The sequence below is a fragment of the Microcoleus sp. Pol8_D6 genome (assembly GCF_036700965.1).
Taxonomy (GTDB): Bacteria; Cyanobacteriota; Cyanobacteriia; order Cyanobacteriales; family Microcoleaceae; genus Microcoleus.
The window spans coordinates 1-25,521 of sequence record NZ_JAUBPW010000043.1 but is presented as its reverse complement, the minus strand read 5'-3'; the positions used below and the strand labels follow the sequence as shown (position 1 = coordinate 25,521).

27 protein-coding genes and 1 pseudogene are annotated in these 25,521 nt (G+C 47.0%); 12 read left to right on the top strand and 16 right to left on the bottom strand.

Annotation, left to right across the window (positions count from 1 at the left end; genetic code table 11):
• The first annotated feature begins 154 nt into the window (after nucleotides 1–154).
• Nucleotides 155–667, top strand: coding sequence for a rhodanese-like domain-containing protein (locus QUA10_RS17825; RefSeq protein ID WP_333083798.1), 513 nt, complete (start codon nucleotides 155–157; stop codon nucleotides 665–667).
• A 302-nt stretch (nucleotides 668–969) separates the two neighbouring features.
• On the opposite strand, the gene QUA10_RS17820 is transcribed toward QUA10_RS17825, so the two are convergent.
• The 7 genes from QUA10_RS17820 to QUA10_RS17790 all read right to left on the bottom strand — a co-directional run bounded on the left by QUA10_RS17820 (nucleotide 970) and on the right by QUA10_RS17790 (nucleotide 6,956).
• On the bottom strand, nucleotides 970–1,404 hold the full coding sequence (locus QUA10_RS17820; protein ID WP_333083799.1) for an NUDIX domain-containing protein: 435 nt from the start codon (nucleotides 1,402–1,404) through the stop codon (nucleotides 970–972).
• Nucleotides 1,405–1,477: 73 nt separating this feature from the next.
• A complete protein-coding gene (locus QUA10_RS17815) occupies nucleotides 1,478–2,224 on the bottom strand; it encodes a peptidase (protein WP_333083800.1) in 747 nt (248 codons plus the stop codon).
• A gap of 91 nt (nucleotides 2,225–2,315) precedes the next feature.
• Nucleotides 2,316–2,555, bottom strand: coding sequence for a preprotein translocase subunit SecG (gene secG / locus QUA10_RS17810; RefSeq protein WP_333057626.1), 240 nt, complete (start codon nucleotides 2,553–2,555; stop codon nucleotides 2,316–2,318).
• A gap of 349 nt (nucleotides 2,556–2,904) precedes the next feature.
• Nucleotides 2,905–4,503 carry a 2,3-bisphosphoglycerate-independent phosphoglycerate mutase gene (gene gpmI / locus QUA10_RS17805; protein ID WP_333083801.1) on the bottom strand — a complete coding sequence of 533 codons (1,599 nt, stop codon included), beginning with the start codon at nucleotides 4,501–4,503 and terminating at the stop codon, nucleotides 2,905–2,907.
• 173 nt (nucleotides 4,504–4,676) lie between these two features.
• Nucleotides 4,677–4,829 (bottom strand): hypothetical protein, encoded by a 153-nt coding sequence (locus tag QUA10_RS17800; protein WP_333086326.1) that lies wholly within the window; start codon nucleotides 4,827–4,829, stop codon nucleotides 4,677–4,679.
• Nucleotides 4,830–4,932: 103 nt separating this feature from the next.
• Nucleotides 4,933–5,577 carry a retropepsin-like aspartic protease gene (locus QUA10_RS17795; RefSeq protein WP_333083803.1) on the bottom strand — a complete coding sequence of 215 codons (645 nt, stop codon included), beginning with the start codon at nucleotides 5,575–5,577 and terminating at the stop codon, nucleotides 4,933–4,935.
• Between the two features lie 188 nt (nucleotides 5,578–5,765).
• Nucleotides 5,766–6,956, bottom strand: a complete 1,191-nt coding sequence (locus QUA10_RS17790) for a transposase (protein WP_333083804.1) — start codon at nucleotides 6,954–6,956, stop codon at nucleotides 5,766–5,768.
• A gap of 167 nt (nucleotides 6,957–7,123) precedes the next feature.
• Between QUA10_RS17790 and QUA10_RS17785 the strand changes: the two genes are divergently transcribed.
• The 4 genes from QUA10_RS17785 to QUA10_RS17770 all read left to right on the top strand — a co-directional run bounded on the left by QUA10_RS17785 (nucleotide 7,124) and on the right by QUA10_RS17770 (nucleotide 11,119).
• Nucleotides 7,124–8,566: a hypothetical protein gene (locus tag QUA10_RS17785; RefSeq protein WP_333086325.1), complete on the top strand. Its 1,443-nt coding sequence runs from the start codon at nucleotides 7,124–7,126 to the stop codon at nucleotides 8,564–8,566.
• A 183-nt stretch (nucleotides 8,567–8,749) separates the two neighbouring features.
• Nucleotides 8,750–9,502, top strand: a complete 753-nt coding sequence (locus QUA10_RS17780; RefSeq protein ID WP_333083806.1) for an MORN motif-containing protein — start codon at nucleotides 8,750–8,752, stop codon at nucleotides 9,500–9,502.
• Nucleotides 9,503–9,607: 105 nt separating this feature from the next.
• Complete coding sequence (locus QUA10_RS17775) at nucleotides 9,608–10,321, top strand: MORN motif-containing protein (RefSeq protein WP_333083807.1); 714 nt, start codon at nucleotides 9,608–9,610, stop codon at nucleotides 10,319–10,321.
• Between the two features lie 177 nt (nucleotides 10,322–10,498).
• Nucleotides 10,499–11,119, top strand: coding sequence for a DUF6391 domain-containing protein (locus tag QUA10_RS17770; RefSeq protein WP_333083808.1), 621 nt, complete (start codon nucleotides 10,499–10,501; stop codon nucleotides 11,117–11,119).
• A 224-nt stretch (nucleotides 11,120–11,343) separates the two neighbouring features.
• Here the strand turns inward: QUA10_RS17770 and QUA10_RS17765 are convergent, their stop codons facing one another.
• A complete protein-coding gene (locus QUA10_RS17765; RefSeq protein ID WP_333083809.1) occupies nucleotides 11,344–12,072 on the bottom strand; it encodes a Uma2 family endonuclease in 729 nt (242 codons plus the stop codon).
• 194 nt (nucleotides 12,073–12,266) lie between these two features.
• Here QUA10_RS17765 and cax point away from each other — a divergent pair, with 194 nt between their 5' ends.
• Nucleotides 12,267–13,367: a calcium/proton exchanger gene (cax, locus tag QUA10_RS17760; RefSeq protein ID WP_333083821.1), complete on the top strand. Its 1,101-nt coding sequence runs from the start codon at nucleotides 12,267–12,269 to the stop codon at nucleotides 13,365–13,367.
• 256 nt (nucleotides 13,368–13,623) lie between these two features.
• Here the strand turns inward: cax and QUA10_RS17755 are convergent, their stop codons facing one another.
• Entirely contained in the window at nucleotides 13,624–14,268 is a 645-nt protein-coding gene (locus QUA10_RS17755; RefSeq protein ID WP_333083810.1) for a hypothetical protein, read from the bottom strand.
• Between the two features lie 202 nt (nucleotides 14,269–14,470).
• Nucleotides 14,471–16,135 carry a DUF655 domain-containing protein gene (locus tag QUA10_RS17750; RefSeq protein ID WP_333083812.1) on the bottom strand — a complete coding sequence of 555 codons (1,665 nt, stop codon included), beginning with the start codon at nucleotides 16,133–16,135 and terminating at the stop codon, nucleotides 14,471–14,473.
• A 191-nt stretch (nucleotides 16,136–16,326) separates the two neighbouring features.
• Here QUA10_RS17750 and QUA10_RS17745 point away from each other — a divergent pair, with 191 nt between their 5' ends.
• The gene (locus tag QUA10_RS17745; protein ID WP_333083813.1) at nucleotides 16,327–16,731 is read left to right on the top strand and encodes a DUF7682 family zinc-binding protein; all 405 of its coding nucleotides are present in this window, start codon (nucleotides 16,327–16,329) and stop codon (nucleotides 16,729–16,731) included.
• On the opposite strand, the gene QUA10_RS17740 is transcribed toward QUA10_RS17745, so the two are convergent.
• Nucleotides 16,728–16,868: a hypothetical protein gene (locus tag QUA10_RS17740; RefSeq protein ID WP_333086324.1), complete on the bottom strand. Its 141-nt coding sequence runs from the start codon at nucleotides 16,866–16,868 to the stop codon at nucleotides 16,728–16,730. The two genes, QUA10_RS17745 and QUA10_RS17740, sit on opposite strands and share 4 nt — an antisense overlap.
• 110 nt (nucleotides 16,869–16,978) lie before the next feature.
• On the opposite strand from QUA10_RS17740, the gene QUA10_RS17735 reads away from it, so the two are divergent.
• Together QUA10_RS17735 and QUA10_RS17730 are read left to right on the top strand one after the other, a co-directional pair.
• Nucleotides 16,979–18,169, top strand: a complete 1,191-nt coding sequence (locus QUA10_RS17735) for a cysteine desulfurase family protein (protein WP_333083814.1) — start codon at nucleotides 16,979–16,981, stop codon at nucleotides 18,167–18,169.
• A 156-nt stretch (nucleotides 18,170–18,325) separates the two neighbouring features.
• Nucleotides 18,326–18,982 (top strand): hypothetical protein, encoded by a 657-nt coding sequence (locus QUA10_RS17730; RefSeq protein ID WP_333083815.1) that lies wholly within the window; start codon nucleotides 18,326–18,328, stop codon nucleotides 18,980–18,982.
• 71 nt (nucleotides 18,983–19,053) lie between these two features.
• Here QUA10_RS17730 and thiL read toward each other — a convergent pair whose 3' ends face one another.
• From thiL to QUA10_RS17715, 3 genes are all read right to left on the bottom strand, one after another.
• Entirely contained in the window at nucleotides 19,054–20,253 is a 1,200-nt protein-coding gene (gene thiL, locus QUA10_RS17725) for a thiamine-phosphate kinase (protein ID WP_333083816.1), read from the bottom strand.
• A 32-nt stretch (nucleotides 20,254–20,285) separates the two neighbouring features.
• Nucleotides 20,286–20,600 carry a hypothetical protein gene (locus QUA10_RS17720; RefSeq protein ID WP_333083817.1) on the bottom strand — a complete coding sequence of 105 codons (315 nt, stop codon included), beginning with the start codon at nucleotides 20,598–20,600 and terminating at the stop codon, nucleotides 20,286–20,288.
• A 242-nt stretch (nucleotides 20,601–20,842) separates the two neighbouring features.
• Nucleotides 20,843–21,967 carry a peptidylprolyl isomerase gene (locus QUA10_RS17715; RefSeq protein WP_333083818.1) on the bottom strand — a complete coding sequence of 375 codons (1,125 nt, stop codon included), beginning with the start codon at nucleotides 21,965–21,967 and terminating at the stop codon, nucleotides 20,843–20,845.
• A 430-nt stretch (nucleotides 21,968–22,397) separates the two neighbouring features.
• On the opposite strand from QUA10_RS17715, the gene efp reads away from it, so the two are divergent.
• The 3 genes from efp (at nucleotide 22,398) to QUA10_RS17700 (ending at nucleotide 24,135) form a co-directional block, all read left to right on the top strand.
• Nucleotides 22,398–22,955 (top strand): elongation factor P, encoded by a 558-nt coding sequence (efp, locus tag QUA10_RS17710; RefSeq protein WP_333058573.1) that lies wholly within the window; start codon nucleotides 22,398–22,400, stop codon nucleotides 22,953–22,955.
• A 199-nt stretch (nucleotides 22,956–23,154) separates the two neighbouring features.
• Nucleotides 23,155–23,712, top strand: a complete 558-nt coding sequence (gene accB / locus QUA10_RS17705) for an acetyl-CoA carboxylase biotin carboxyl carrier protein (RefSeq protein ID WP_333083819.1) — start codon at nucleotides 23,155–23,157, stop codon at nucleotides 23,710–23,712.
• 30 nt (nucleotides 23,713–23,742) lie between these two features.
• On the top strand, nucleotides 23,743–24,135 hold the full coding sequence (locus QUA10_RS17700; RefSeq protein ID WP_006631662.1) for an ArsR/SmtB family transcription factor: 393 nt from the start codon (nucleotides 23,743–23,745) through the stop codon (nucleotides 24,133–24,135).
• A gap of 115 nt (nucleotides 24,136–24,250) precedes the next feature.
• On the opposite strand, the gene QUA10_RS17695 is transcribed toward QUA10_RS17700, so the two are convergent.
• Nucleotides 24,251–25,006, bottom strand: coding sequence for a GerMN domain-containing protein (locus QUA10_RS17695; RefSeq protein WP_333083820.1), 756 nt, complete (start codon nucleotides 25,004–25,006; stop codon nucleotides 24,251–24,253).
• Nucleotides 25,007–25,444: 438 nt separating this feature from the next.
• Nucleotides 25,445–25,521, bottom strand: a pseudogene (locus QUA10_RS17690) (photosystem II protein D1); the annotation flags it as partial.

Here is a 25,521-nt window from a genome sequence, read left to right as displayed (position 1 = left end):
TAAGCACAGCCCGCTACCTCCTAGCAACCTCAACAAATGTAGCGATCCCAACCGCAGCTAACAACCAGCAAACCAGCGTAACTGCGACTTTAGTTCAATGCCAGATTCAGCCTTTAGAAAGACGAATTCAACTTAGGCATCTTGTTACATTGCAATGGCAATCAAAACATTCAACAACACTTTACCGATGAAAAATATTCCTGACCAAATTTCCGACATCAAAGAAAAACTTCCCGATTTGACTCCCACCCCTCCCGGTTTAAAAGCTCAAGCATCTAGCCACGACCTCAAAGCCCGTTTAGATTGGGGCGAACCCGGACTCACAATCATCGACGCTCGTGATTTTGAAAGCTTCACCAAAAGCCACATTACTGGTGCCGCACCCATGCCAATGGACGAATTAGTCGAGCGCGCACAATCGAGTTTAGAACCCATCCGCGACATCTACATCTACGGCGAAAACGACCAACAAACCGCCGAAGCTGCCAATCTTCTCCGCGCAGCAGGCTTTCAAAAAGTAGCCGAACTAAAAGGCGGAATTCCTGCTTGGAAAGCCATCGACGGCCCCATCGACGGCGCAGTCGAACACGATACTCCCGGCCCCGATGCTTACAACGTTTTTTCTCGCTTGCAACACCACGCCGAAGCCCAGAAAATCAACAAATAACCTCAGATTGGCGGCAGGAGTCGCCCATAAAATCTGACACTTAAAAAACCCGGTATCGCAAAAGTTACCGGGTTTTTCTATCAGAACTTATACCCCAATACGCTTGGGTTAAAACTGTTTATTCCCCGGAGATCCCCCTAAATCCCCCTTAAGAAAGGGGACGCAAGAGTAACTTCTTGTCCCCCCCTTCTTAAGGGGGGCTAGGGGGGATCGGGCTTAACTGAACCATATTGACTTATACCAAATCCTGTCTCAATTTTCTTAGTCTCTTACAGAGTGACTTCCTTTGTATAGCCTCGGTTTCAACCGCCGACTCTTAACTTCCTGCCATCCAAATATGCCTTAACTTCCGCAAACATTAAGCGGTTGGCATCAAAAGTAATTCGTTTAACAGCTTCCTCAAAAGAAAGCCAAGCCGAATTTTGAACTTCCTCCACTTGCAAAACTACTTCCATCGAATTGACAAAACCTAAAAAATAAGTGACAGTCTTTTCAATCGGCTCCCCATCCTTAACAAAAGAATAGTGTTCCGTAAAACTCGGCTCATCCAGCATTTCAAAATCCGATATACCAGTTTCCTCCTCAAATTCCCGCCTAGCCGTTTCCGCTGGAGATTCCCCCGGATTCGCGTGACCTTTCGGAAAAGCCCAATGTCCCGCTTGATGTTGAATCAACAAAAACAAAGCATCAGCTTCCTTTCCAAAAATCGGCACAATCCCAAAACATTCATCTTTCATTTTCCTGATATTTCCTATTAAGTATTATGTGTTTTAGTCCGCGTAAGCGAACTTAATTTGTTGAGATGTGAGTTCAATCGCCGACTCTCTGAAATTCCCACCCTAACCGAGTCTGCTGTTCATAAACCCGCTTCAAAGTATTAACATCCCTCGCTGAAATAGGCGGAGGATTTCTCACCTGAGAAAAATAAAGCACATCAGTTTCCATCAAACTGTGGCCCCAAATTCCCAAAGCGTGACCCAACTCGTGCCGCGCCGTCGCCGGAATATACTTCCCCACTTGATTCGGATTCAAATAAACCGAAAACCGATGAGATAACACCGTTTTATCCCCATCCCGACGGGCGTATAACTTATAGGTAGCCTCTCCAGAGCGCGATCGCAAAATCCCTTGACGCAAAGGCGGAGCCCGACGTAAAATCCTAATATCAGCCCCCTCCGAACTATCCACCACTTCCAAAGGCAAATAAACCCCCCATTCCCGCACCACATCCAACACAGCCGCCACCCATTCTCCAGACTTATTAGCATCAACAGGACGCTCAACATAAACCTGAATTGGAAACTTCGACCACAACAAATGACCGAAATTCGGTGGCTTAACCTGGTCAAAATAATCACCGCTATCCGTGGAATCTTGCCAATTCGCTAGCGTTGGTGGCAAAGGGTGAAGCTGTGGATTCGGCAAACTATTCGGGAGAGAAGAAAGACTTGCAGCCGGAGTATTAACCTGAGTAAAAATTATCAGGCTAAAACAACATACAGCCAATCCCAAGCCAGCCAGCAATCGAGATTTTACCGTAACTTTCCACAACCGCATTTTTGCAACCGAAAATAGACGAAAATAAACGCAGATGAACTTGATATTATCTGCGTCTATCTGCGTTCATCTGCGGTTAAAAATCCAAATCTTATAACTTAGGCGCCAACCAACCAGCACTCAAAATCACAGTCAAACCCATAAAAACAATAGACAGACCCCAAGTAATCCGGTTCAGACTTGTTTCTGCACTCTTGGCGCTGGTAAACAATTGAGCTTGTCCGCCAATCCCGCCAATACCATCGCCTTTAGGACTGTGCAGCAACACAAAAATCACAAGTCCTAAAGCAGACAAAGACCAGATAACTTGTAACACAGCAACAATATTCATAATCGGGGGGAATTGGTAATTAGTAATCGGTAATTTATTATGATATCAAATTTGGTCGATCGCCCGCAATTTATGCAGAGACACTCCAAGAGTCCATTGGTGTCAAATTAAGCCTGAAAGCCTTGATAAATCTCGTTTTTACCTGAGTCCAGATCCCCCTAAATCCCCCTTAAAAAGGGGGACTTCGATCCATTTCCGGTTCCCCCCTTCGTAGGGGCGGTGCCCCCGTGCCCGCCCGCTCGCTAGGGGGGATCTAAGCTTAATAGTCAAACAGCATTGTGTGACTGAGTTTGACGTTAAATTGACACGAAGAAGGGCGAAAGCCTTTGTCCATATTGCTGCGTCCCTACTACAATCGGACTCGCACCGGAGTGCGATTGGCACGAACTTCAAACTCAGGCGATCGAATCATAGAGCGTCCCGTCATCTCCGGGGGCTGAGGCAACCTCAACAGCTCCAGAATCGTCGGCGCAATATCCGCCAAACAACCGTCCGCCCTCAAAGGAACATCCGTTCCGTGACCCGGAATCTTCCGACCTTCACCCTCTACCAGAATAAACGGCACGGGGTTAGTAGTGTGAGCCGTCCAGGGATTCCCGTCCTCGTCAAACATCTGCTCAGCATTTCCGTGGTCAGCAATAATAATTGCCGTTCCCCCAGCTTTACTAATGGCGCTCACCAGCCGCCCCAAACATTTATCCACAGTTTCGATCGCAATTATCGTCGCATCCATCATCCCCGTATGACCAACCATATCCGGGTTAGCGTAGTTAATCACCATAAACGAATAGATGCCTTTTTCCAAAGCCGTCACCACCCCATCCGTCACCAAGTCCGCCGACATCTGGGGCGCCTCATCGTAAGTCGCCACCATCGGGCTCTGCACCAACTCCCGGTGTTCCCCGATAAAAGGCTCTTCCAGACCCCCATTAAAAAAATAAGTCACATGAGCGTACTTTTCAGTTTCCGCCGTCCGCAACTGCTGCAAACCGTGCTTAGAAATCACCTCGCCCAGAATATTGTTCAAATTCTGCGGTTCAAAAGCCACCATTACCGAAAGTTTCGGGTCGTACTGAGTAAAAGTCGCAAACGCCAGCGGCTCAATTAACTGCCGTTCAAACCCCTTAAAATCGGGAGATACAAAAGCCTGAGTCAATTCTCTAGCCCTGTCCGGGCGAAAATTAAAGAAAATTACCCCATCCCCCGATGCCACCGCCCCGCGCGAAATCCGAGTCGGAGCAGCAAACTCGTCGGTCACTCCTTCAGCATAGAAGGCCTGCAACACATCAACAGCCGATCGACCGTCAGGAGCACCCTCAGTCGTCATCACCTCGTAAGCGCGCTGCACCCGATCCCAGCGCTTGTCCCTGTCCATCGCGTAGTAGCGACCGCTGATGGTCGCAATCCGACCCACCCCTACCTCTGCGATATAACTTTCAATCTTGCCTAGAGCTTCGACACCCTCTTTCGGAGTAGTATCGCGACCGTCTGTAATCGCGTGAATGCAAACCTCAGAAATTCCCTGTGCCTTTGCTAATTGCAGCAAACCCTTAATATGACTGAGATGGGAATGAACCCCACCCTCAGAACAAAGACCAGTTAGGTGCAACTTGCCGCCCGTGGCCCGGACTTTCTCGCAAAGCCTAACCAGCGCTTGATTGTTGAGCAAAGAACCATCTTCCACGGCATCCGAGATCCGCACCAACTCTTGAGGAACGACGCGGCCTGCGCCCAGATTCAAGTGACCAACCTCTGAGTTACCCATTTGCCCGTCAGGCAACCCTACCGCCCGACCCGATGTTTTAATCAGAGTTCTGGGATAAGCAGCCCAGAGACTGTCCATCACGGGTGTTTTCGCAGCGGCGATCGCATTTCCGTCTTGTTCTTCACGATAACCCCAGCCGTCTAGAATAATCAGCACTACAGGAGATACAGACGCTTGTGCCATGTGAATACCTTATTTACAATAATTAATTTCTCGATCGTCATGATTGCCGATTTTGCGGAACATCTGCCGCTAATCAGTTTACATATTTTCTAAGCTCCGGCTGAAGAATGCCAACCAAAATTCCCTCAGCCACAGCATTTTGGGAACTTATTTCGACCGGCTTGGCGAATTGTTTAATTGATTGCCTTGGCTTGTACTGTGAATCGTTGTCGGAGATTGTTACCGATCTCACCAACAGCAGCCGTGCTTTTTTGGCCGGATTTCACGGATAGTTTAACCGTCGGTGGCTGTTGAAACACTAAGAACGATACCACATTTGGTTGCATTTTGCTACCGCCTCAACCAATAATTTTAAAAGCCTTGACCGGGCTGCGAATAACTTTATAGGACACGAGTTAAGCAAAAATCGGTTTCCGACTCCGCTCACTTTCAGCGAACATAAAATTCTACAACATCTTTTTTAATTTTGACATCGTAATTGCCAAAGAAATCGTGACCGAGCAGACCTATTGGCATTTGTTTGGCGATCGCCACTTCGACATTTTGGATCACAGCACCCCCAACCCGAATCGAGCGCACTACGCCGATCGGGAACTCGACAACGCTACCGTCAGCGATCCCCGCTCTGATGGTACGCACCGGCCTCACTCCGAGTGCAGTAGCCATCTGCTGAGAAATCAAGGTGCCACTTGCCCCGGTATCGAGAATCATCTCAAAAGTCTTGTTGCCGTTAAATACCACATCAATCACCGGCGTCCCGCCAGCGCGGCGCTTGATTTTAGCTTGAAATACCTGTGGATTCCCCGGTGGCTTAGCCGGTTGATTTGATCGCGGTTTGGCACCAGGATTGGATGGGTTCCAAAACTGAGAGTACAATGGGCCAGTTGTGAATCCCGATTCCGTTATAGTGCGATCAAGCTGCTGGGAACTCACATCGGGCACCAATGTCATCACCTGGGTTTCTGGCTGATGTGAATCAGAATGCACCTCGCCCCCCACCGATCCCAGACCAACCAAAACGCTCGCACAAACCAAGCCCGATCGCCAAATCCGCTTGAGAATCACTTTTGCCATTATCTAAATACCTTAATTGATTCAATGATGTCGAACAACGACCGCCACTGATATCCTAACCCGCTCCCAAAAACCGATCGCCCGATCCCCAGATCTGAACATCTGGAAAACTTGGCAATTTTCAAGGGATCGCATAACATCGAACACAGTTGACACTCCCCAGCCTGAAGGCGTGGGGATTCTTTGATCTACGAGCCAGTTTGCTGAGGCAGGATTTCTCCAGCAACAGTAGAGACTAATTCTCCCAAAGAGTTGCTTGGTTCAAGACCAAAGGTTCCGGTATGCCCTACCGTACCTAATCCTCGACTAAGGATATTTCTAGCTGCGTTTTCGTCCCGATCCAAGACACAACCACATTGACAAACATGAGTTCTTGTAGATAGCGTTTTTTTCACGATTTGACCACAGCTAGAGCATTCTTGACTGGTGTATTGGGGGTTCACCGCAACCGTGATTTTCTCAAACACTTTCCCAAAGTATTCAAGCCAAACACGAAATTGATACCAAGATGCGTCATTAATGGACTTAGCCAGACAATGATTCTTCACCATGTTTTTGATTCTCAAATCTTCGTAGACGACTACATCGTTTGATGAGATTACGCACCTTGCTAATTTCACAGCATGATCTTTACGTTGTCTACTTATTTTGAGATGGCGTTTACCTAGAATCTGCCGAGCTTTGCCCCTGTTTATTGAACCTTTAATTTTCCTGGATACGCGACGCTGAGCGCGTTTGAGGACTTTCTCACCTTTTCTTAAAAACCTCGGGTTTTCAACAGTAGTTCCGTTTGAATCGGTGTAATATTCCTTCAATCCCACGTCTAATCCGATCGTAGTACCAGATGGTTCTGTGTTTTCTTTTCTATCCACATCCACACAGAATTGAACGTACACGCCATCAGCACGTTGGATCAATCTCACCCTTTTTATTTGGCTACTTTGGTAAAAATGTAGATCGCGTGTGCCTTTTAGTTTTAATCGTCCAATTCTTTTTTTATCGGTAAAGTTGATTGATTTCCGATCGTCAGCAAGTTTCCATCCAGTGGTTTTGTATTCCACCGAGCGGCAATTTCTTTGAAATTGGGGATACCCTTTTTTACCAGGAATATTTTTCTTGCAGTTATCGTAAAATCGCGAAATAGAAGACCATGCCCGTTCTGCACTAGCTTGTCTTGCCATTGAGTTGAGTTCGTCGGCAAATGGAAAATCGCGAGCTAGTACGGCGCAGTATTTATTTAAGTCGTTTTTGCCGACTTTCTTGTTGTCCATCCAATAACGCAAACAGCTATTGCGGACAAACTTAGCGGTACGAATTGCTTCGTCTACTGCTTTGAACTGATTCGATTTTCCGTAGGCCTTAAACTCAAAAATTAACATGACTTTACCTCCCACCTTATACTATAGGTTCCAGCATAAAATGTTCGGTAAGTTATTATTAATACGTTACAATTAAAGCCGTCCTACAAGGACGGGGTTGAAAACCCAAATTTTTGATAAACTTATAAACGGCAACAGGCTGTAATTGCAGAGCCTGGTTAGATATCTTGAAATTAAGCATTTGGGGGCGATCGGCAATGCACAAACTTTTATATTTTGCGACTATAGGACTACTAGCTTTCTCGATCGGAGGATGCGGTGGCGACGAGGGTAGCAACACAGCCAGCCCCAGCCCCAGCCCCAGTGCAGCCTCTCCATCTCCGACCGCCTCTGCCAGCCCCACCCCAGCAGCTCAGGCTTTCCCGTCCCCAGTAGTAGCCGCCCAGCCTCCAGGGTTAATTCGATCGACCAACCCAGACGAACGGGCCAGACAGGCTCAAACAAATATCGGCGACAACAAAGACAGGAATCCAACGCTTCCGCTTCAGCCCGTGCCCCAAGGCCCTGTGACAGCCAATCCTTCTCAGTTAGACCCCTTTGGGCCGCTGCCGCCGATCGTATTACAAATCCCTCCAGGAGCCAACGGAGCGGGTGGGACTACCTCAGAACTCCCCAAACTGCCACAGCGACAAGTTGCCGTGCTACCCGAACTTCCCGAGTTATTGGCTCCCCCCCCACTTAACAGGCCGAATCAGACGGTTATCCCCATGTCACGCACGGATCGTCGAGGACGCACTCAGCAACTACGAGATGGATCGGGAAATTTACTTCCCGAAGGTGATGGGGCGCAAATTGACTCGCGTCCCATAGTTCCAGGGCCAACTGCTCCTCGGTTAGGTGGCGGTGGCGGTGGCAGAAATGGTTCCTTACCCGGAGGCAGCACCGGGGGACAAATTGGCTTGCCGCCAATAGTTCCGGGGCTAGATGCTCCTCAGTTAGGTCGTAATCGTACATCTCCGCCTGGACTCGAACCCATTGCAGCGAGACCCATAGGAGTGCCGGATCTGCCGGAACTGCCAGTAGACAAGCGCCCCCCCCAATGGAGAGACCCCAATGCCAGAGTAAGAAGAGGTACTGCCACCCGTCCCCCAGGAACTACTGGCCCAATAGCAAGTAGACCCCAAGATGCGCGGAATCCGCAGAGTCGCCGTCCGAGTCCCCCGCGCCCGCCCCAGCCAATAGCAGCGAGACCCATAGGAGTGCCGGATCTGCCGGAACTGCCAGTAGACAAGCGCCCGCCCCAGTGGGTAGACCCAAATCCGCCGCCACCTCCCGTCATCCCAGTAGTTCCGCCACCGCCTTCTACTGACCTTGCTACAGGCACTGAAGTCAGCGGGGTGGTAAAAGTCGGGAACGAGACGCAAGTGATTGTCAAAGTACCGAATGAACCAACCAGCCGATATGTCAAAGTCGGGCAGCGGCTATCTAATGGGCAAGTGTTGGTGAAGCGGGTCGATCTCAAGCAAGGAGCCGATCCGATCGTGATTCTGGAGGAAAACGGCGTTGAGGTAGCCAAAGGTGTTGGCGAAAAACCCGCAAGTCGCCAACCACAACCCGCCAATGCAGTTATTAGCCGTCTCCCAAATCCGAATACCTCAGCGCGACGCTGAAAATTGACAGTAAAGCAGGAAAAATGCTGAAGGCAAAAATTAGAGTTTTTGCCTTTTTGCATTTAGGGCAGATCTCGAACCTGAAGGTAAAATTAGTAGAGGGATTAAAAAATAGAGGACTTTTCAGCGAGTATTAGCTTCTAGAAAATCCCTATTAGTAATTGAAGTTAAAGGAGATTGATCATGCTCGGTTCAATTCAAAAATTAGGGATGGTGATATTAGTTGCTTCTTGTATCGGCAGCGCCACTAATCTCTTGAATCCCCAGCCATCAATGGCTCAACCCAAACCAGAGCAAAAACCAGAAGAAGGAAAACGCCCTCCCTTCTGCCAAGGAAACCCTCCTACGGGAAGAGTGAAATGCAATTACGAGGGAGGCGATAACTACGAGGGAAATTTCGTCAACGGCCTACCCGACGGCAGTGGAGTTTACGTGTACGCTAATGGCGATCGCTACGAAGGAAATTTTCGGAATGGAGTGCCAAATGGTAGAGGGACATTCATTTTTAAAGATGATGCCCGCTACACAGGCGTGTTCCAAGACGGCACAATGAGATCTGGGACGGTGGTTTTCCCCAACGGCGAGCGCTACGTGGGAGACTTCGCAGTCGTCAGGAACGTTCAGACTGATGTTATTAGCAGCCAACCAGCAGGGCGAGGTCAATTTTTTTACTCCAATGGCGATCGCTATGAAGGACAATTCTTTGCAGGTTCCCCCTTTGGCCCAGGGGTATTAGTACGCAAAGACGGCACTCGCTGTTCTGGCAGGTTTTTTAATCAAGAACTTGATGCTACTGTCACCTGCACTTTCCCCAACGGGACGCGCTATGAAGGAGAATTGCGAAAGGGAGTGCCTCACGGTGTCGGGACGATGATCGATGCTAGCGGTAGGCGCTTTCCGGGGGTATTTCGCAACGGCAAGCCCGGAGTTTCGTAAAGGATAAATGATTGAGGTTTTCAGCTAACTTTTGACAACAAATGGGATAAAAGACAAAGGACAGAAGAAGATAATATCTAACAGCGCATAGGAGCAAGTTGATTGATGATTTCCCGTTCTTGGACCAGTGGAATCGCTTTATTAGTTGCATCAGTGTTGGGAATTGGTAGTTACGCGACTTATCCTTTGCCCTCAATGGCGCAAGGAACAGAAGCTAGAACCGGCCGGTGCGTGCCAGCTATCGCTACAGGTAGAGTTAGGTGCGATTATGACAGCGGTGATAGCTACATCGGACAGTTCGTTAACGGTTTGCCCAGTGGCACTGGGGTATACATATATTCCAACGGCGATCGCTATGAGGGGCAGTTCCGTCTGGGCAAACCAAATGGTCGAGGACAATTTATATTTAAGGACGACGCCCGCGTCGAGGGCATATTCCGAGATGGCAAAGTTAGTTCCGGCACAGCTATTTTTACTAATGGCGATCGCTATATAGGGTCGTTTTCTCTTGATCAAAAAGTAGGCGTGCCCACGGGACAAGGCCAATTCATTTTTGCTAATGGCGATCGCTTTGTGGGTCAATTTTTAGGAGGCAAGCCTTTAGGTACAGGAGCATTCACCCGCGCTGACGGCAGTCGGTGTTCGGGACAGTTCTATACTCAAGAACTTGATGGCAGGGGTAACTGTTCGTTCTCCAACGGTATCCGCTATGAGGGAGAGTTACGCAAGGGATTGCCTCACGGTAAAGGCACAATTATCGATACCAGAGGCCGGCGAATTCCGGGAGTATTCCGCGACGGCCAGCGGCAAGAGCAATAAACTGGGAATAAGTGCGATCTATTAGTAAGGGCAGGTTGAGGGCTAATAATTTTTGCACAAAACCTGCCATTGCTAGGTTTTAAAGTCAAAACTATTGATAATTTATGACCTGCTTTTTCTCAATCCAATTGCTAATGTTAAATATCCACTTAATCGAGTTAATGGAGGCGTTTTGATATGACAACTACTGCTTCTGCTTCCGGCCGCACCGGCCAGTTTCCCTTCGACTTTGCCCCGCAGCGGACTCAAGATGCTGATTTGTTGCGACAACTCAATTTTGTGCCCGGTTTGAAGGAAGTATTGACTTTGCGCCAAGTTCATGCTTTAGAACACGCTACTGTTTGGGTACTGGGCCAATCGTTTGGTGCGACCACAGCAAGAACCGATAATGAGTTATTGGGCGGGATGTCCACAGACCAAGGGTTTTATCTTTATGGCCACGTTAACATTGCACAGTTGCGTCAGGCAGTGCGCGAAGCTTTGCAGCGGATTGCCAGCGGAGAGTGGGATTTAGCTGTACATCCCCGCTGTGGCACGAATTTGTCGGTGGCAATGCTGCTAACGGCAGGACTTGCTGTTGGCATCAATTTAGCCCTGCCTCGCGGGCCCATTCTGCAACTGTTAGGTTTGGGTGCAGCAGCGGCGGCGGCGGCTCAGTTAGCTCCTGATGTGGGATCTCTGGCTCAGCGGTACGTCACAACTGCTATTCCGTTTAATTTGAGTGTTGTTGATATTACTGTAAGTCACGACTTCTGGGGACGCGAAGCTCATTTTGTGCGGGTGCGTTGGGTTGAATAGTTGCACAGTATCAAGCCCGATCGATAGATCTAATTCATCTGCGTTAATCTGTGTTTATCTGCCTGTATCTGCGGTTAAAAAAAGAGAATATTGCAACCGCAGATGACAATGGATGAACGCGGATTCACGCAGAGGTCGAGCATAGATATCTGAATAATTACGCTCCTAACAGATTGGATATAACTAATAACAATTAACTCCTGACTTGTGGGTAATCCCAGCTCCTAAATGCGATCGGGATCTACTCCTAATTCTCGCAACCTCACCGCCAATCTTTCAGCACGTTGTTCAAGTTCCTGGAACCGAGCTTGTTCCGCTTTAATCAACCCTTCAACTAATGGCGGAGACAGTATTTCATTCACTGATAATGTCAGATTGGGAAATACTACAGACACCATTTGTTGCCCCGCCCTAAAATCAGTCTGGGTATAGATGTCTTCACCTTCAGGAAAGGCTAGAACTCGCACCAATTCTTTGTTAGGTGTAGGGTCAACAATGACATATTCAGGTACGTTAGCTAGTTCGTACTCAGCTCGTTTAATCACATAATCGGCGCGCCGATTTTGACTCACTACCTCTATGACTAACAGCGGCTTTTCGTCAAAATCGAGGATGCCAGAACCTGGTCTAGCTGCAGCTTGTTCCAAAAGACTTTGAGTGCAAACAACTACATCAGGAATCCGAGAGGTATCTTCTTCTGTTCTTACTCCTAAACCTGTTTTTGCTACTAAGTCAAGATTGTGTTCAGCTAGGTAACGCTGCAATTTGTAAACTAAATATTCGCATATTTTGATATGTAAAACTGTTGCGGTTGGCATCGGAATTAATTTGCCTTTGTACAGTTCATATTGTAAATCGGAATCAGTTTGATAAAATCGGTATTCTTCAAAAGTCAAGGTGGGTGAAGTATCAATTTGCTTTGATTCAACAACTGGCACTACAGATTGAGACATATCTTTTTACCGAGGTCGATATAATTCTATTATATTCAATCTGCCTCGCTCTAGGTGCATTTGCGGTTAAATATTCCCAATTATCGATCGCACTCGCCACCAGAATTGTCAGAGAATAGTTGAATAGTGTAAAATCAACTTTGCGATCGCCCCGACAACTCGACCTCACCCTTCCGTACACCATCCGAGTTCCTATGTCAATCAAAAAAATTCTTTCCATAGCGCTGTTAATTTTCATCCCCATTTCCATCGCCGCTGAGTATTTGCACTGGGGTTCCCTGGCAGTTTTCATCACATCCGCTTTAGGCATTATACCTCTGGCGATTTGGTTGAGCACAGCAACAGAAGAAGTGGCGATCGTTACAGGCCCCTCCATAGGCGGCTTATTAAATGCAGTCTTCGGCAATGCTACGGAATTAATTATTGCAATAGTTGCTCTGAAAGCTGGCTTAATTGACATTGTGAAAGCCAGTATAACCGGTACAATTATCAGCAACTTGCTCTTGGTCATGGGATTTTCCATGCTGTTAGGAGGAATCCGCTACAAAGAACAGGAATTTAAACCCATTATCGCGCGGGTAAACGGTTCTACAATGACTCTAGCAGTGATTGCTATTCTGCTGCCGACAATGGTAATTTACACCTCCAATGGAGTCGAACCCGCAGCCATTCAGAATCTTTCCTTAATAACTGCGATCGTCCTAATCGCAGTTTACGCTCTAACTCTGCTATTTTCATTAAAAACCCACAGCTATCTTTACGATGTTAGCTTACTAGAACTCGAGTCAGAAAATTCTCAAAATACCAAAGAAGAATCTACTACGCACAAACCGAATTTGTGGTTGTGGATAGGAGTGCTAGTTGCCTCAACTGTTGCTGTTGCTTTTGAATCAGAAATTTTCGTGGGTGTTGTCGAAGAAACTACCAAAGGATTGGGATTGACGCCACTGTTTACAGGGGTAATTCTGTTGCCGATTGTTGGCGGCGCAGCAGAGTATGTAACTGCGGTGGGAGTTGCCATGAAAAACAATATGGATTTGTCAGTTTCTGTCGCAATGGGTTCAAGTTTGCTAGTTGCTTTGCTGGTAGCGCCGGTGTTGGTAATTATCGGATTAATAATTCATCAGCCGATGGATTTAAACTTCAATCCGTTTGAAGTAGTTGCAGTTGCCATTGCCGTGACAATTGCTAATCTAATTAGTCTTGACGGGCGATCGAATTGGCTCGAAGGAGTGTTGCTTTTAGCAACATACATCGTGTTAGGAGCCGCATTTTACTTTCACCCCATTACTTGATTTCTCGTGGAACAGGCATCTTGCCTGTTCCACAAAAACTCACTTTTCTTAACTGGTTCCTAGGCTGTGCCTGGGAACCGATGTAAGCGAGGCTCTGCCTCGTTTGCTTCCATGAAAATTGTAGGCAGAGCCTCCGGATCTGCGTTACCAGGCTCTGCCTGGTAACGACTAATAACTTATCTTGTTTCTGGTTTGTTATTTTTCTTTGTCTTCTGGCCTTAATTAAATAAAAAAATATTTTTTGGACAGAAAGTAGTTAGGGACAGCGACATTGTTGAACAGGAAAACACTCTTGTCTGCAACTTCTTTTTCTGCCTTTACGATCGCGACAATCAGAAGTATCCCGACATTCTACCTGATCTTGACAAATTTGCTGACGGGGAAAAGTACCTAAGTTTTGTATAGAAACTTCAGCCGTAAGCGCACCCTGTTCTATAACTTGGTCATTTTCTTTAATTTCATAGAGAAACTTATTTTCTCCCTCTAAGACCGAAAAAGTTCTTGTTTTGTGACTGTTACCCAACTTAAATCCAAAATCCTCGGAGAACTCACCTTTATTGTAACCTCGGTCTGTGTAAGGATAGGGGTTAGTTTCCATGCCATTAGTCACATTTTTAATCATTACCCTTCTGTTAGGGCCGGGAGGAGTCTTGCTGGAGACAAATCGAGCGCTTTGCGAATCAGGGGAGAAGACAGTACCGGCACACGGACCTACATATTCAGTGCGCTTAAATTGAATTAAATTAATATTAAAAGCGTTTTCGTTTTTGACCCTAAATTGTGCTTCGCTACTCTGCTGGGCGCTAACTGTGAAAGCTGCTAGCGTCAAAAAAATTGCCCCCAGAAAAATAGCTAGAAATTTGATTTGTGGCCTCCCCGTAACAAATCTGGCGTGTTCCATCTCTCTCTACCTCTCAGGTGAATAGATAGCATTTTGTTTAGAAGTTATTTTAACTTGAGAGCTGAGGTGTTGTCAAAGTAGATCCAATAGGTTTCTAGTGAGGACTTGAGTCTTTGATCCTGAGTTGCGCAAGGGAAAACTGAACTCCTGAGTGCGTGCGAACTTTGTGGAGTCAGGAATGAAGTCCTGAGTACGAACTTAACTACCAAGTTACTCGATCGCGCCATCTCTCTAAAAGCTTGTCCCCAATGCCCTGAACCCGCGCCACGTCGTCCAAAGAGGTGAAAGGTTGCTGTTGTCGCGCTGCAATAATTCTCTCGGCTAACTTCGGGCCAACCCCAGGCAAAGTTTCTAATTCTTCCTGAGTCGCGGCATTCAAATTAACTAACTTTTTTCCCGCAGCAATTTGAGGTTTAGCACTCGGCAATTTTGATGCTGCTTGTAGTGAATCGCATTCTTTTTTCTTAGCATCAATTCTCTGTTTGATTCGGGCGGGAATTCCCAAAATTGCACCTTTGTAAAGCCGATCGAACTCCCGCTCAAAATGGGCTGCAACTACGGGACTCTTGATCGCCAGCAGCGTCTCGTCATTCCCGTGATTTGCCGCCTCACTCCAGTTGTGAGAACCTGTAAGCACCGTTTTGCCGTCCACAACGCCGAATTTGTGGTGCAGGCGATCGCCCATTGGTAACAGCGGGACTCCCACCGTAGTCAGCGGCTTTCTCCAAGGGCGATTGTCAGTTTCTAACCCGCAATCTTGCATCAAAGTCGCCCCCATCATATCCAACCCTTCACTGTAAGAGCGATAAATAAAATTAGAGTCAATTAAAGCTCGCACCGCAACTCCCCGGCTAGCTTCAATTTCCAAAGTATTTGACAACCGCTGAGCCGAAAATACAAACAATGCCAAATCGACCGACTTTTTCGCACTACCTAAAGTTCGATTTATCAAACTGTTAACGCTTTTTTCCCAAGGCAAAGTCTGGGAAGTCGGCGAAAATTGCACCGCAAGTGTCGAATTCCCTACTCTTACTTTTTGCACTTGACGAAACGGTTTTTTGATGCCAAACTTGCTGTCCGGTTTTCCTCCGGGCCCGTCGCCCCACATGATGTTAAATTCTTGAGTAAACAGTTGCGCTAATTGAGCATTTTCTATTTTCAGTAAATTGTTCGCATTGCCGCGACTTGCGGCTGTCTTGAAATCGCCATGTATATCGCTTGTGGTAAAATTAGCAGAAGTGACGATTACGGTTTTGCCATCAATTACCACAAATTTGTGGTGCATCAAACCGCTGCCTTTACTGCCGTCAGCAGTATCATCAATTACAGGAATACCCGCATCCTTGACAATTACCAAAGCATCATTTTGTTTGATTTCCTCGGCCGTTAATTTACCGTCTTTATTGGTATCGGCAAGTTGCACAAATTCGGTATAACGATCGCGCTCTCTTTCCGGTAATTTCCCTAACTCCTGAGCTGTAAAATCGCTCCAAGGGCGACTATAGATATGTTCGACAATTAATCTCACTTTAATTCCCGATCGCTGTTGATCGGCCAAAACCCTCGCAATACCTGGCAATCGAAACTCCTGAACCGCTACATCTACCGTCGATTCAGCACTGGCGATCGCCACAGCGATCAAGTTTTCTAAATCATCTCCAGGTCTAGTTTGCTGGCGGTAAGGCTCTGTATAACTCGAAGCGATCGACTGATTGAAGTATACTTGCAACAAGGGGTCTTGAGGCAATGGAGCCAGACTGAGAGGTAAATTCTGCACGTCTTGCTTTGTTTGTCCGCAGCCCGCCAGATTGATCGCCACCAGCCCAGCACAACACAAACCGAGTAAATGATAATACAATACAGTCACAAAATTTTAAAAAAAATAGAGGTTATTAGCCGAACCAAAGTTCAAAGTTATTGGATCAAGTAAAGTTACAACCTATTAAATTTATGCAAGGGAATAGATTTTGCGTCTTGTAGAACTGCCTCGATGCCGGAAGCATCACTGGTAGGGTAGCAGCATTCAGGGGCGTGGGTCAAACCCTATACCGCTGCTTTATGGCTAAAAGAAAAAGAATTTTTCCGTGCGGTCACAAAGGATATGGTAAAGCGTGCCATCGCTGCACGCAAGAGTTGGTGGCGCAGCAGCATTACGTTGAAGTGCTGACACAAAAACAAACCAAAAAACAAGAGAGGGAAGCATCATTTGCTAGAGATATCATCGATCTCAGAGGTCTGCCAGACCACGTAGTTACTAAAGCCCGCGCAATTATAGCAGCTTTGGGCGAAAATAAGAATTACAGAGATTTCGGCGGCAAACGCCTGCGTCACAACCGTTTGATAATCAGTATTCCTGTAACTCGCAACTACAGAATGCTTTGTGAAGATTGCGGCACTTTCTTAATTCCCCAAAAAGTTTTGTCGCACGAAGATTACAACGTCTGCAAACCCGGAAGTCATTAGTCAGTTGACAGTTGGCAGTTGACAGTTGACAGCTTGCAAGACAGAAGGGTTGGGAGTTGACTGTTGGGAGTTGGGATTTGACAGTTGTGAGTTGACTTGCCGTTATTAGTTGGCAATTGGCGGTTGCGATCAGTCATAATTTAACAATCATGAGTCATGAGTCAATAATCATTTATGCCTTTAGGATAAGTGCCTTATTCATTAGGTAGTCAATCATTCATTATTAGTTCGTCATTTAATTAAAGCCATGCAAATTTATCTCGACTATAGTGCTACAACGCCGACACGCCCAGAAGCGATTCAAGCCATGCAAAAAGCTCTCACTCAGCAGTGGGGAAATCCTTCCAGTTTGCACGAGTGGGGACAAAGGGCGGCGACAGCTTTAGAATTAGCAAGAATGCAGGTTGCTAGCTTGATTAACGCGCTACCGGAATCGATAATTTTTACCAGTGGCGGCACTGAAGCGGACAATTTGGCAATTCTGGGAATTGCCCGTCTTTATACAAAGCCACAGCATATTATTATCTCCAGCGTAGAACACTCCGCTGTAGCAGAACCGGCGCGACAACTCGAACAGTTGGGATGGGAAGTGACGCGCCTACCGGTGGATAAATTTGGACGAATTCACCCTTTGGATTTGCAAGAGTCGCTGCGATCAAATACAGTGTTAATTTCGATCATTTACGGACAAAGTGAAGTTGGCACGCTGCAACCAATTGAGGCATTAGGACAAATTGCTCGCGATCGCAATATCATGTTTCATACCGATGCAGTTCAAGTTGCCGGCAAGCTGCAAGTTGACGTGCAGAAACTGCCCGTAGACTTGCTTTCGGTTTCCAGTCACAAACTTTACGGGCCACAAGGTGCAGGCGCACTTTACGTGCGTCCGGGAGTAGAATTAGTGCCAATGTTGGGGGGCGGTGGCCAAGAATTGAAACTGCGTTCCGGGACGCAAGCGGTGCCGGCAATTGTCGGTTTTGGGGTAGCGGCGGAGTTAGCTTTGCAGGAAATAGATGTGGAAACGCCGAGGTTAATTGCATTGCGCGATCGACTTTTTGACCGATTATCCCACGTACCCAGTTTAGTACCAACTGGCGATCGATATTTCCGACTCCCACACCACGTAAGTTTTTGCATAATCTCCCCTTCCTCCCGCCCTTACCAAAAAAGAGATACAGGGCGAATCACAGGCAAAACTCTGGTGCGGCAGCTAAATTTAGCAGGAATTGGCATTAGTTCCGGTTCTGCTTGTAGCAGCGGCAAACTAACTCCCAGTCCGATATTATTAGCAATGGGATATGACGAAATCGGCGCCGTTGGTGGAATCCGCTTGACTCTCGGACTAGAAACCACAGAAGCTGATATTGATTGGACAGTAATTGCGATCGAGCAAATTTTGGATAGATTAATGCCCAAGGTAGCATTATCTAGGCGTTAAGATTAACTGCAAACCTAGATAACCGTATCTATCAGCGTCCATCCGCGTACATCCGCCAACATCTGCGGTCAAAATCATCAAAAATCAGAAACAACCCCAAAAACCCACCCCCAATCATGATAAAATCTATTCCGGTGTTATTCACAACTCCCCATAATGGAAGAAAACAGTGCCCAAGCCTATCTGCAATTAATTCACACCCTGCTGAATGCCCCCAATGGAGACGAATCGCAGATATTACAGGATAACTCAGAATTACTCGATCGCGGATTTCTGGAAACTTGCGAGTTAGTAGCATCAACCTTGGCCGAACAAGGAGGGGAAAATGGCGCTAAATTCCTCCGACATCTAGCCCGTTACCTAGCGCAACTCATCGATATGAACGATGACGTAGATAGCAATAACTCTGTCAGTGAAAATTTCCAAGAGTATGCAAATTTTTTCCTAGAATTATTGCAAGCCGAACAAGATAGCAACGGGGATACAGCAGTAATTCACCCCATGCTGGAAGGGCGACAGCATCTCCTTAATGCCACTTTTGCCGAGACTTTACAGCAAGTGGCGCAGAAGTTAATTGCCGGTGAAAACTCAGAAACAATTAGCTCAATTATCGGTCTTATTGAAAATTTGAGTATTCATATTAGTGACTTTCCCAGTGGAAATAAAGCCAATAATATTGAAATTGCCATTACTGGTTATCAAATAGTTTTAAATAATCGCGAACCCGGCAGTGAAAAATGGATGCAAACCCAAAATAATCTGGCGACTGCCTACAATAACAGAGTCAACGGTTCGCTGGCGGAAAATCTGTAACGGGCAAAAACCAGGCGGTTGAAACCGCGTCTACACAAACTAAGTCCGCCTATGCGGACAAACGAGATAATTCAGAAGTGTTGAAATCCTCGATCGAGCTTTAATCTAGAATCAGGATAAATGCCGCTGCTATCAGTCAACCAGATATCGGTGCTATCGGTAGCTGTTCCTACAATCGCAGCACCATTACCGATTTTTTCTACCAATAATTTAGCATTTGCGATCGGCAAAAACAGCACTAACTCGAAATCTTCCCCGCCGTATAATGCCCAATCTAAAGCTTTTTCGGTTGATACTATTTCGCTGAAAATATCGGGAATTGGTAGTTTTGTGCGATCGACTTTTGCGCCAACACCGCTAGCCCGACAAATTTGAATAATTGCATCAGCTAAACCGTCGCTGCTGTCCATTCCGGCGATTGCAATTGACGATTGAACCCCCTCCGGCTCCCCCTTGCTAAGGGGGGGAGAATTGACCCCCCCCGGCCCCCCCTTGCTAAGGGGGGGAGAATTGAAATCTTGCTTCCCCCCCTTGCTAAGGGGGGGACTGAGGGGGGGTTCAATCGCATCTGGAGAATTGAAATCTTGCTTCCCCCCCTTACTAAGGGGGGGACTGAGGGGGGGTTCAATCGCGCCTTCGGAACCTAATATTTCCCAAACAACCGGCAAAACATCCAGCCGCGGTTTAGGGCGCTGGTGGGCGAGAATTAAGGAAGCTCGATCGACCTTTTCCAGAGTTTGCCCGAATTCTGGATTTAACAGCAATTCTAATCCCGCGCGCGATGCTCCGTGAACACCCGTGGCGACAATCGCCCAGCCCGATCGCGCATTTGACCGACTAATGGTACGATCGCACTCAACTTGTCCAAAAGCCGTAATCGCCACAGTCACCACGGGCGATCGCACAACATCGCCACCGACGATCGGCGTATGATATTCTTGCAAGCAAGCCGTCATCCCCCGATAAAACTCTTCAACCCACTCCACAGCCGTATCCGCCGCCACAGCGAGGGCTACAGTCACCGCCAGAGGCTTTGCTCCCATCGCAGCCAGATCCGACAAATTCGCTGCTGCGGCGCGCCATCCTGCGTAATAAGGCCCTGTAGTGCGATCGCTGAAATGCACTCCATCCACCAACATATCGGTAGTGATAGCGAGAGATTTGTTGGGAGTTGTAGCCATGACAGCGCAATCATCACCAACTATCTCTGCGGGGCAGAATTTTTGCAATATTCTTAAAAGGCCTTGTTCACCGATATCTTTAACTTGCATAAATTTGAATTAGTCGCTCGCGCTTTCTCACTTCACCATTCCTTACCCGAACTCGGTGGTAAGCGCAACCTAGGAAACCTATAAAAAGTATCTCCTTCATCATCTACCTCTAAAACCGCCGAAAAAATCTTAACTTGCCGAGTTAAATACTGCTGAGCAACTTCAGCTTCAACCCTAGCATTAGCCGCCAGTTGAATCAGCGCAATTTGACTATTTTGAGTTTCCAACAACTGATAAAAAGCCTCATCCAACCGCTGCTTTTGCTTGTTTTCATTCACATTTTTTACAATCAACAAGCCTGCGAATCCGCCCAAACCCATTACCAATAAAAATTGTAAAATAGCCATATTCTCGATTGAATTCCTACTTTCAATAACGAAACTATAAAAATTATCTTTTCTTCCAGCCTGATTCCGGCGGGCTTTGTCTGTGTAAAAGTGATTTCAATCGCCGTCATCTGTATTTAGAAAAGATTTCAATTCCTGTCACTATTGATTTTTTCAGCCCGCGCAGGCGGGCTTTGTTTCTGTAAAAGCGATTTCAATCGCCGTCACTTTGGTGTAAAAGCGATTTCAATCGCCGTCATTAATTAAACTTGAGGTCGCACCAAATTTTCGATTCCTTTAACTACCTTAGCAGATACAATCTTGTCTCCCTGCTTCAGTTGCTCCAAAACTTCTTTTCCTTCAATCATGTAACCAAAAACAGCATAGCGACCGTCCAACAGATTCAGGCCAGCGGGCGTGAGTTCAGGTTCAAACAAGAAAAAGAAAAACTGAGAAGAAGCGCTATCAGGGTCAGTTTCTGTACGGGCCATGGCCACAGTACCGAAAGCAGAAAAAGGCAAAACAGGTTCGTCGCGATAACGCCCCGCATCTTCTAGAGTAATCCCGTAAATAGGTTCTTTTTCGTCCCTCACGAGCACTTCTAGCGGTACATTGCGGTATTTGCCAGTAGCTGGGTCAATAAAACCAACATCCTTGCCTTCGGGGTCTCCCGTTTGCAAAACGTAGGATTCTTCCGATCGAATAAACGGCAAACCGTCATAAAAACCTCGATCGACTAAATCCACAAAGTTACCAGCCGTAACCGGGGCGCTGTAGCCGTCAACCACAACAGTAATTTCCCCTTTTTCAGTTTGTACAGCCACAGTAGCGCGGCCTTTTAGTTGAGGCAGATTAGCATACTTGGCAGGCACTTCAAACGGAAACTTTGTCACCATCAACTCTTCGATTTCGCCTACCGAACCTAGGATTGTGGCTTTCAAGTCAATCACTTTGTCCCTGTCTTTAGCCTCAACAGCCTTTTCCAGTTGAGCAATTTTCTCCTTGACCCCTGCAACTAGCGCCTCAGCTTCCGGCTTTTTGGCGTCGGGAATACTCTCTAAAAGGTCAGATTCCCGAAGGTTGAGAATCCTGGAAGCCTTGCTGACATCGCTGCTAATAGGTCCCCAACGTTTAGACCGTATGTGGTTGCCAATGTCTTCGAGACTAATTTGCAACTCTCGTACAGTCTGATTGTCAATAGGTAAAGCGAAGCGCAGCAGCGCCCGCCCGTCCGTAATCGCATTCCCTGCAGGCATACTGCTGCTGGGGCGTTTGGCATGGGAGACTGCACTGAAACTCAGGGAGAGAGTGAACAGCAAGAGCGCTAAAGCGACGGTTTTGACCCAGCGCTTGCACGTATCGATCGAGAAATTAGGCCAATGCAACATAACTTTAACTTTTATTGCCTCTCTTATCTTCCCACAGCGCTGCCCGCCCTCTAAGCTGCTACCCATCTAAAGTGCCTGTTGGTTTGATCAGGGAGGAGTTGCCCACTAACAACAGTCAACAGTCAACTGACAACAGCCCACTGCCCACTGCCATTAACATTTCAGTAAAGCACTTGCTCCCTTTGAACGGTAAAATAAAATGCCAATTGCTTTTTGATGCCGTCAGCTAGACTGCGGCTTTAACCTGAGCCGCTCAAAAACGGATACAATCCCCAGACTCCTGTCGTGGAGAGATCAAAATTTTAGACCAAGGTTCAATCTCCCAAATTCATCTGTGGAGTAAATCTAAAATCTAAAATCTAAAATCTAAAATCGACTGACTTTAGTTCCCCCGTGCCTCAAGGCGACGGGATTGCCCGCAAAAATTTATATGATCTCCAGTAACGACTTTCGACCAGGTGTTTCAATTGAATGGAATAACGGCGTGTGGCGGGTTATCGAATTCCTCCACGTCAAGCCAGGAAAAGGCTCGGCTTTCGTGCGGACAAAATTAAAAAACGTCCAAACCGGAAACGTAGTAGAACAAACCTTCCGGGCGGGCGAGACTATGCCTCAAGCCAACCTGGAAAAGAGTGTGATGCAGCATACCTATAAAGAGGGCGACGAGTTCGTCTTTATGGATATGGAAACTTACGAGGAAAGTCGCCTCAATGCTAAGCAAATAGGCGATCGAGTCAAGTACCTCAGTGAAGGGATGGAAGTCAGCATCCTGCGCTGGAACGACCAAATCATGGAAGTGGAACTGCCCAACTCTGTTGTCTTGGAAGTGCTGCAAACCGATCCCGGAGTCAAAGGAGATACTGCCACCGGTGGCAGCAAACCCGCGATCGTCTCCACCGGAGCTCAGGTTATGGTGCCTCTATTTATTTCCATTGGAGAACGGATTCGGATTGATACTCGTGAAGACAAGTACCTCGGCCGAGAATAGAAACGAGGGAATAAAAGGGAGTTTTTAGTTTTTAGTTCTGAGTTATGAGTTAAAGAATTCCAAATTCAATACTCATCTCTCACAGCTTAAAAACTATCCCTTTTTCCTCCAAAGTCGTTGATGCTCCTAGCTTCGCCTGATTCTGAATTTTCAATTTTCAATTCTCAATTTTCAATTCTCAATTACCCTTGAATCTGCTGTGCAACTAGACTTAAACCAGCTTTGTGACCTGCTAACTGTATTAGACAAAACTGGCATTTCGGAACTCACTTTAAAAAGTGGGGATATCGAACTGACAGTACGCAAAGGCATTCTGGCAAGTTCACCAGGCACCTCTGCTGCGCTCCCTGCTTCTGTGGCGAGTGTCGCTCCGAGCCTGTTGGGCGCTGTTGCTAGCCCCACCTTAGCGTCACCTCCTGCTGTTGACCAAAATTTAGCAGCGGATCTGGCTGCACCTGCACCCATCGCCCCTGTCGCCGTACCTGCTGCCGTACCTGCTTCTGTCGATACGAAATGGGTGCCAATTATCTCGCCGATGGTAGGAACCTTTTATCGCGCTGCTGCTCCTGATGAGCCACCTTTTGTCAATGTGGGCGATCGCATCAAGGTCGGCCAGACAGTCTGTATTATCGAAGCGATGAAGCTGATGAACGAGATCGATGCTGATGAAGTGTCCGGTCAAGTGATGGAAATTTTAGTTCAAAATGGCGAACCTGTCGAATACGGTCAAGTGTTGATGCGAATTAATCCGGATTGAAGGATTACTTTATTGTTATGGACAGAATAAATGCTAATATTTCCCGATCACTTCTCTCCGGTGAGTTTGATGAAGTCATCCCAGCCTGTCCCGCAAGAGGTTGTGCAACAAGTTGCTGAGTATTTCAGTATTTTGAGCGAGCCCATGCGTTTACGAATTTTGAACTTGCTTCGCGACGGCGAAAAATGCGTGCAAGAATTGGTCGAAGCTACTCAAACGAGTCAAGCCAATGTTTCTAAGCACCTAAAACTCATGCTCCAAGCTGGTATCCTCACTCGCCGGAGTGAAGGGACTTCAGCTTATTATAAGGTGCAAGACGAGTTAATTTTTGAGCTGTGTAATATGGTGTGCGATCGGCTTGCCAGCCGGATCGAACAGCAAGCCCTACACTTTCGGGCGTTTAGCCTAACTACGAAGCACTGAACATTAGTTGCCAGTCCTCAATCCTCAATCCTCAGTCATGAGTCATCAGTTATCAATTTCTATTCTCGGCTTTCAGACCGATGACTAATCACTTGTAACTAATGACTCATAATTACTAAAGGGGAAAATTTTTGTCAAAACTTTGGCGTGTACTCGGCTGAGCCACCTCCAAACCTTCGCCACCCAAAAGTTCTAAAGGCTTGCCTTCCACCGAAATCCAAACCTTGGTATTCGGTTGTAAACTCGTAGCCGTATAGATAACTTGCCCTAACCGGCCAGTCATCGAATTGCTCCCTCCCCCCGAAGTAAATTCGGCCGACAAATCGACATAAACTCCGTCATTCTTAACACTCAAACCCCTGAGTTTTGTCCCATTAGGAATTTCGCTAGAAACAGTTGCATCCTTCGGCCCAGCCAACAAACTGTTAAAAGCAGCTTGTAAAGCTGCATCAGGCTTGTCAGCTTGTTTGACCGCTACTTTCGTAGGAACTCCCTCAAATTTGCCGCTGGCATCTTTAACCCAGTAGACTTGCACTGTCTGGACATCAGTCTGCGGCAAAGGCTTTGGCTGCGGCGATTTTGGGATCAGAGCGTTAGGCGTCTGAACCTGCGGCGTCTGAACCTGTGGCGTCTGAACCTGTGGCACTTGTACAGGATTTGGAAGGGGTACGGGGATAACTACAGCAGGAGATTCCGCTGGACTTGGGGACAGCGCCGGAGCGGTAGTCTGAGCAGAAGACGGCGTATCTGCGGGGGTTGGCGAACGGTTCGCAGTCCACCAGGCAATGCCCCCTCCCGTCAGTAAAGCCAACCCGCAAACACCGGCAATGACGGCTGTGGAGACGCGGCGTACTTCTTGTCCATCTTTCATAATACAAATCCTCTTTAGAAATAGAGCGCTTGGGACGGTGAGGAGCGACTCCCGATCAGCTACATTTGTCTATGGTTAGATTCTGGAATTGACACAATTGCATTGCTGCTAGCGAACACTTTATAGCAAGCCCAACATATTCTGAATCCGACTATTGGAATCCTAGACCATAATATAAGATTTCGCCCGTGGAGTATGTCACAGTATCTCGATCGGCCTAGTGGCTATATTCTATAGTAATCATAAAAAATTAAGGAATAAAGGAAGAAAAAATAAGTAAAAAGCAAGAAGAAATGTCACGGATGGATGTAACGGAAGTAAGGGGGGTAACGGATTTAAGGGATTTAACGGATAGAAACAGTTCTAGGAAAATATTTTTCCCCAAACAAAAAGCGCCCCTATTACTAGGAGCGCTTTTTGTCAATCGATAGCTAAAAATTAGCCATTGATAGAAGGAGCAACCAAAGCTACGGGAGTTGTTTCACCAGCAGCCAAGTCAAGCGGGAAGTTGTGAG

Bases quoted from the DNA above. Each gene is read 5' to 3' on its own strand.
- QUA10_RS17825 (WP_333083798.1), top strand. From the start codon at position 155: ATGGCAATCAAAACATTCAACAACACTTTACCGATGAAAAATATTCCT.
- QUA10_RS17820 (WP_333083799.1), bottom strand. From the start codon at position 1,404: ATGAAAGATGAATGTTTTGGGATTGTGCCGATTTTTGGAAAGGAAGCT.
- QUA10_RS17815 (WP_333083800.1), bottom strand. From the start codon at position 2,224: ATGCGGTTGTGGAAAGTTACGGTAAAATCTCGATTGCTGGCTGGCTTG.
- secG (WP_333057626.1), bottom strand. From the start codon at position 2,555: ATGAATATTGTTGCTGTGTTACAAGTTATCTGGTCTTTGTCTGCTTTA.
- gpmI (WP_333083801.1), bottom strand. From the start codon at position 4,503: ATGGCACAAGCGTCTGTATCTCCTGTAGTGCTGATTATTCTAGACGGC.
- QUA10_RS17800 (WP_333086326.1), bottom strand. From the start codon at position 4,829: ATGCAACCAAATGTGGTATCGTTCTTAGTGTTTCAACAGCCACCGACG.
- QUA10_RS17795 (WP_333083803.1), bottom strand. From the start codon at position 5,577: ATGGCAAAAGTGATTCTCAAGCGGATTTGGCGATCGGGCTTGGTTTGT.
- QUA10_RS17790 (WP_333083804.1), bottom strand. From the start codon at position 6,956: ATGTTAATTTTTGAGTTTAAGGCCTACGGAAAATCGAATCAGTTCAAA.
- QUA10_RS17780 (WP_333083806.1), top strand. From the start codon at position 8,750: ATGCTCGGTTCAATTCAAAAATTAGGGATGGTGATATTAGTTGCTTCT.
- QUA10_RS17775 (WP_333083807.1), top strand. From the start codon at position 9,608: ATGATTTCCCGTTCTTGGACCAGTGGAATCGCTTTATTAGTTGCATCA.
- QUA10_RS17770 (WP_333083808.1), top strand. From the start codon at position 10,499: ATGACAACTACTGCTTCTGCTTCCGGCCGCACCGGCCAGTTTCCCTTC.
- QUA10_RS17765 (WP_333083809.1), bottom strand. From the start codon at position 12,072: ATGTCTCAATCTGTAGTGCCAGTTGTTGAATCAAAGCAAATTGATACT.
- cax (WP_333083821.1), top strand. From the start codon at position 12,267: ATGTCAATCAAAAAAATTCTTTCCATAGCGCTGTTAATTTTCATCCCC.
- QUA10_RS17755 (WP_333083810.1), bottom strand. From the start codon at position 14,268: ATGGAACACGCCAGATTTGTTACGGGGAGGCCACAAATCAAATTTCTA.
- QUA10_RS17745 (WP_333083813.1), top strand. From the start codon at position 16,327: ATGGCTAAAAGAAAAAGAATTTTTCCGTGCGGTCACAAAGGATATGGT.
- QUA10_RS17740 (WP_333086324.1), bottom strand. From the start codon at position 16,868: ATGACTGATCGCAACCGCCAATTGCCAACTAATAACGGCAAGTCAACT.
- QUA10_RS17735 (WP_333083814.1), top strand. From the start codon at position 16,979: ATGCAAATTTATCTCGACTATAGTGCTACAACGCCGACACGCCCAGAA.
- QUA10_RS17730 (WP_333083815.1), top strand. From the start codon at position 18,326: ATGGAAGAAAACAGTGCCCAAGCCTATCTGCAATTAATTCACACCCTG.
- thiL (WP_333083816.1), bottom strand. From the start codon at position 20,253: ATGCAAGTTAAAGATATCGGTGAACAAGGCCTTTTAAGAATATTGCAA.
- QUA10_RS17720 (WP_333083817.1), bottom strand. From the start codon at position 20,600: ATGGCTATTTTACAATTTTTATTGGTAATGGGTTTGGGCGGATTCGCA.
- QUA10_RS17715 (WP_333083818.1), bottom strand. From the start codon at position 21,967: ATGTTGCATTGGCCTAATTTCTCGATCGATACGTGCAAGCGCTGGGTC.
- efp (WP_333058573.1), top strand. From the start codon at position 22,398: ATGATCTCCAGTAACGACTTTCGACCAGGTGTTTCAATTGAATGGAAT.
- QUA10_RS17700 (WP_006631662.1), top strand. From the start codon at position 23,743: ATGCTAATATTTCCCGATCACTTCTCTCCGGTGAGTTTGATGAAGTCA.
- QUA10_RS17695 (WP_333083820.1), bottom strand. From the start codon at position 25,006: ATGAAAGATGGACAAGAAGTACGCCGCGTCTCCACAGCCGTCATTGCC.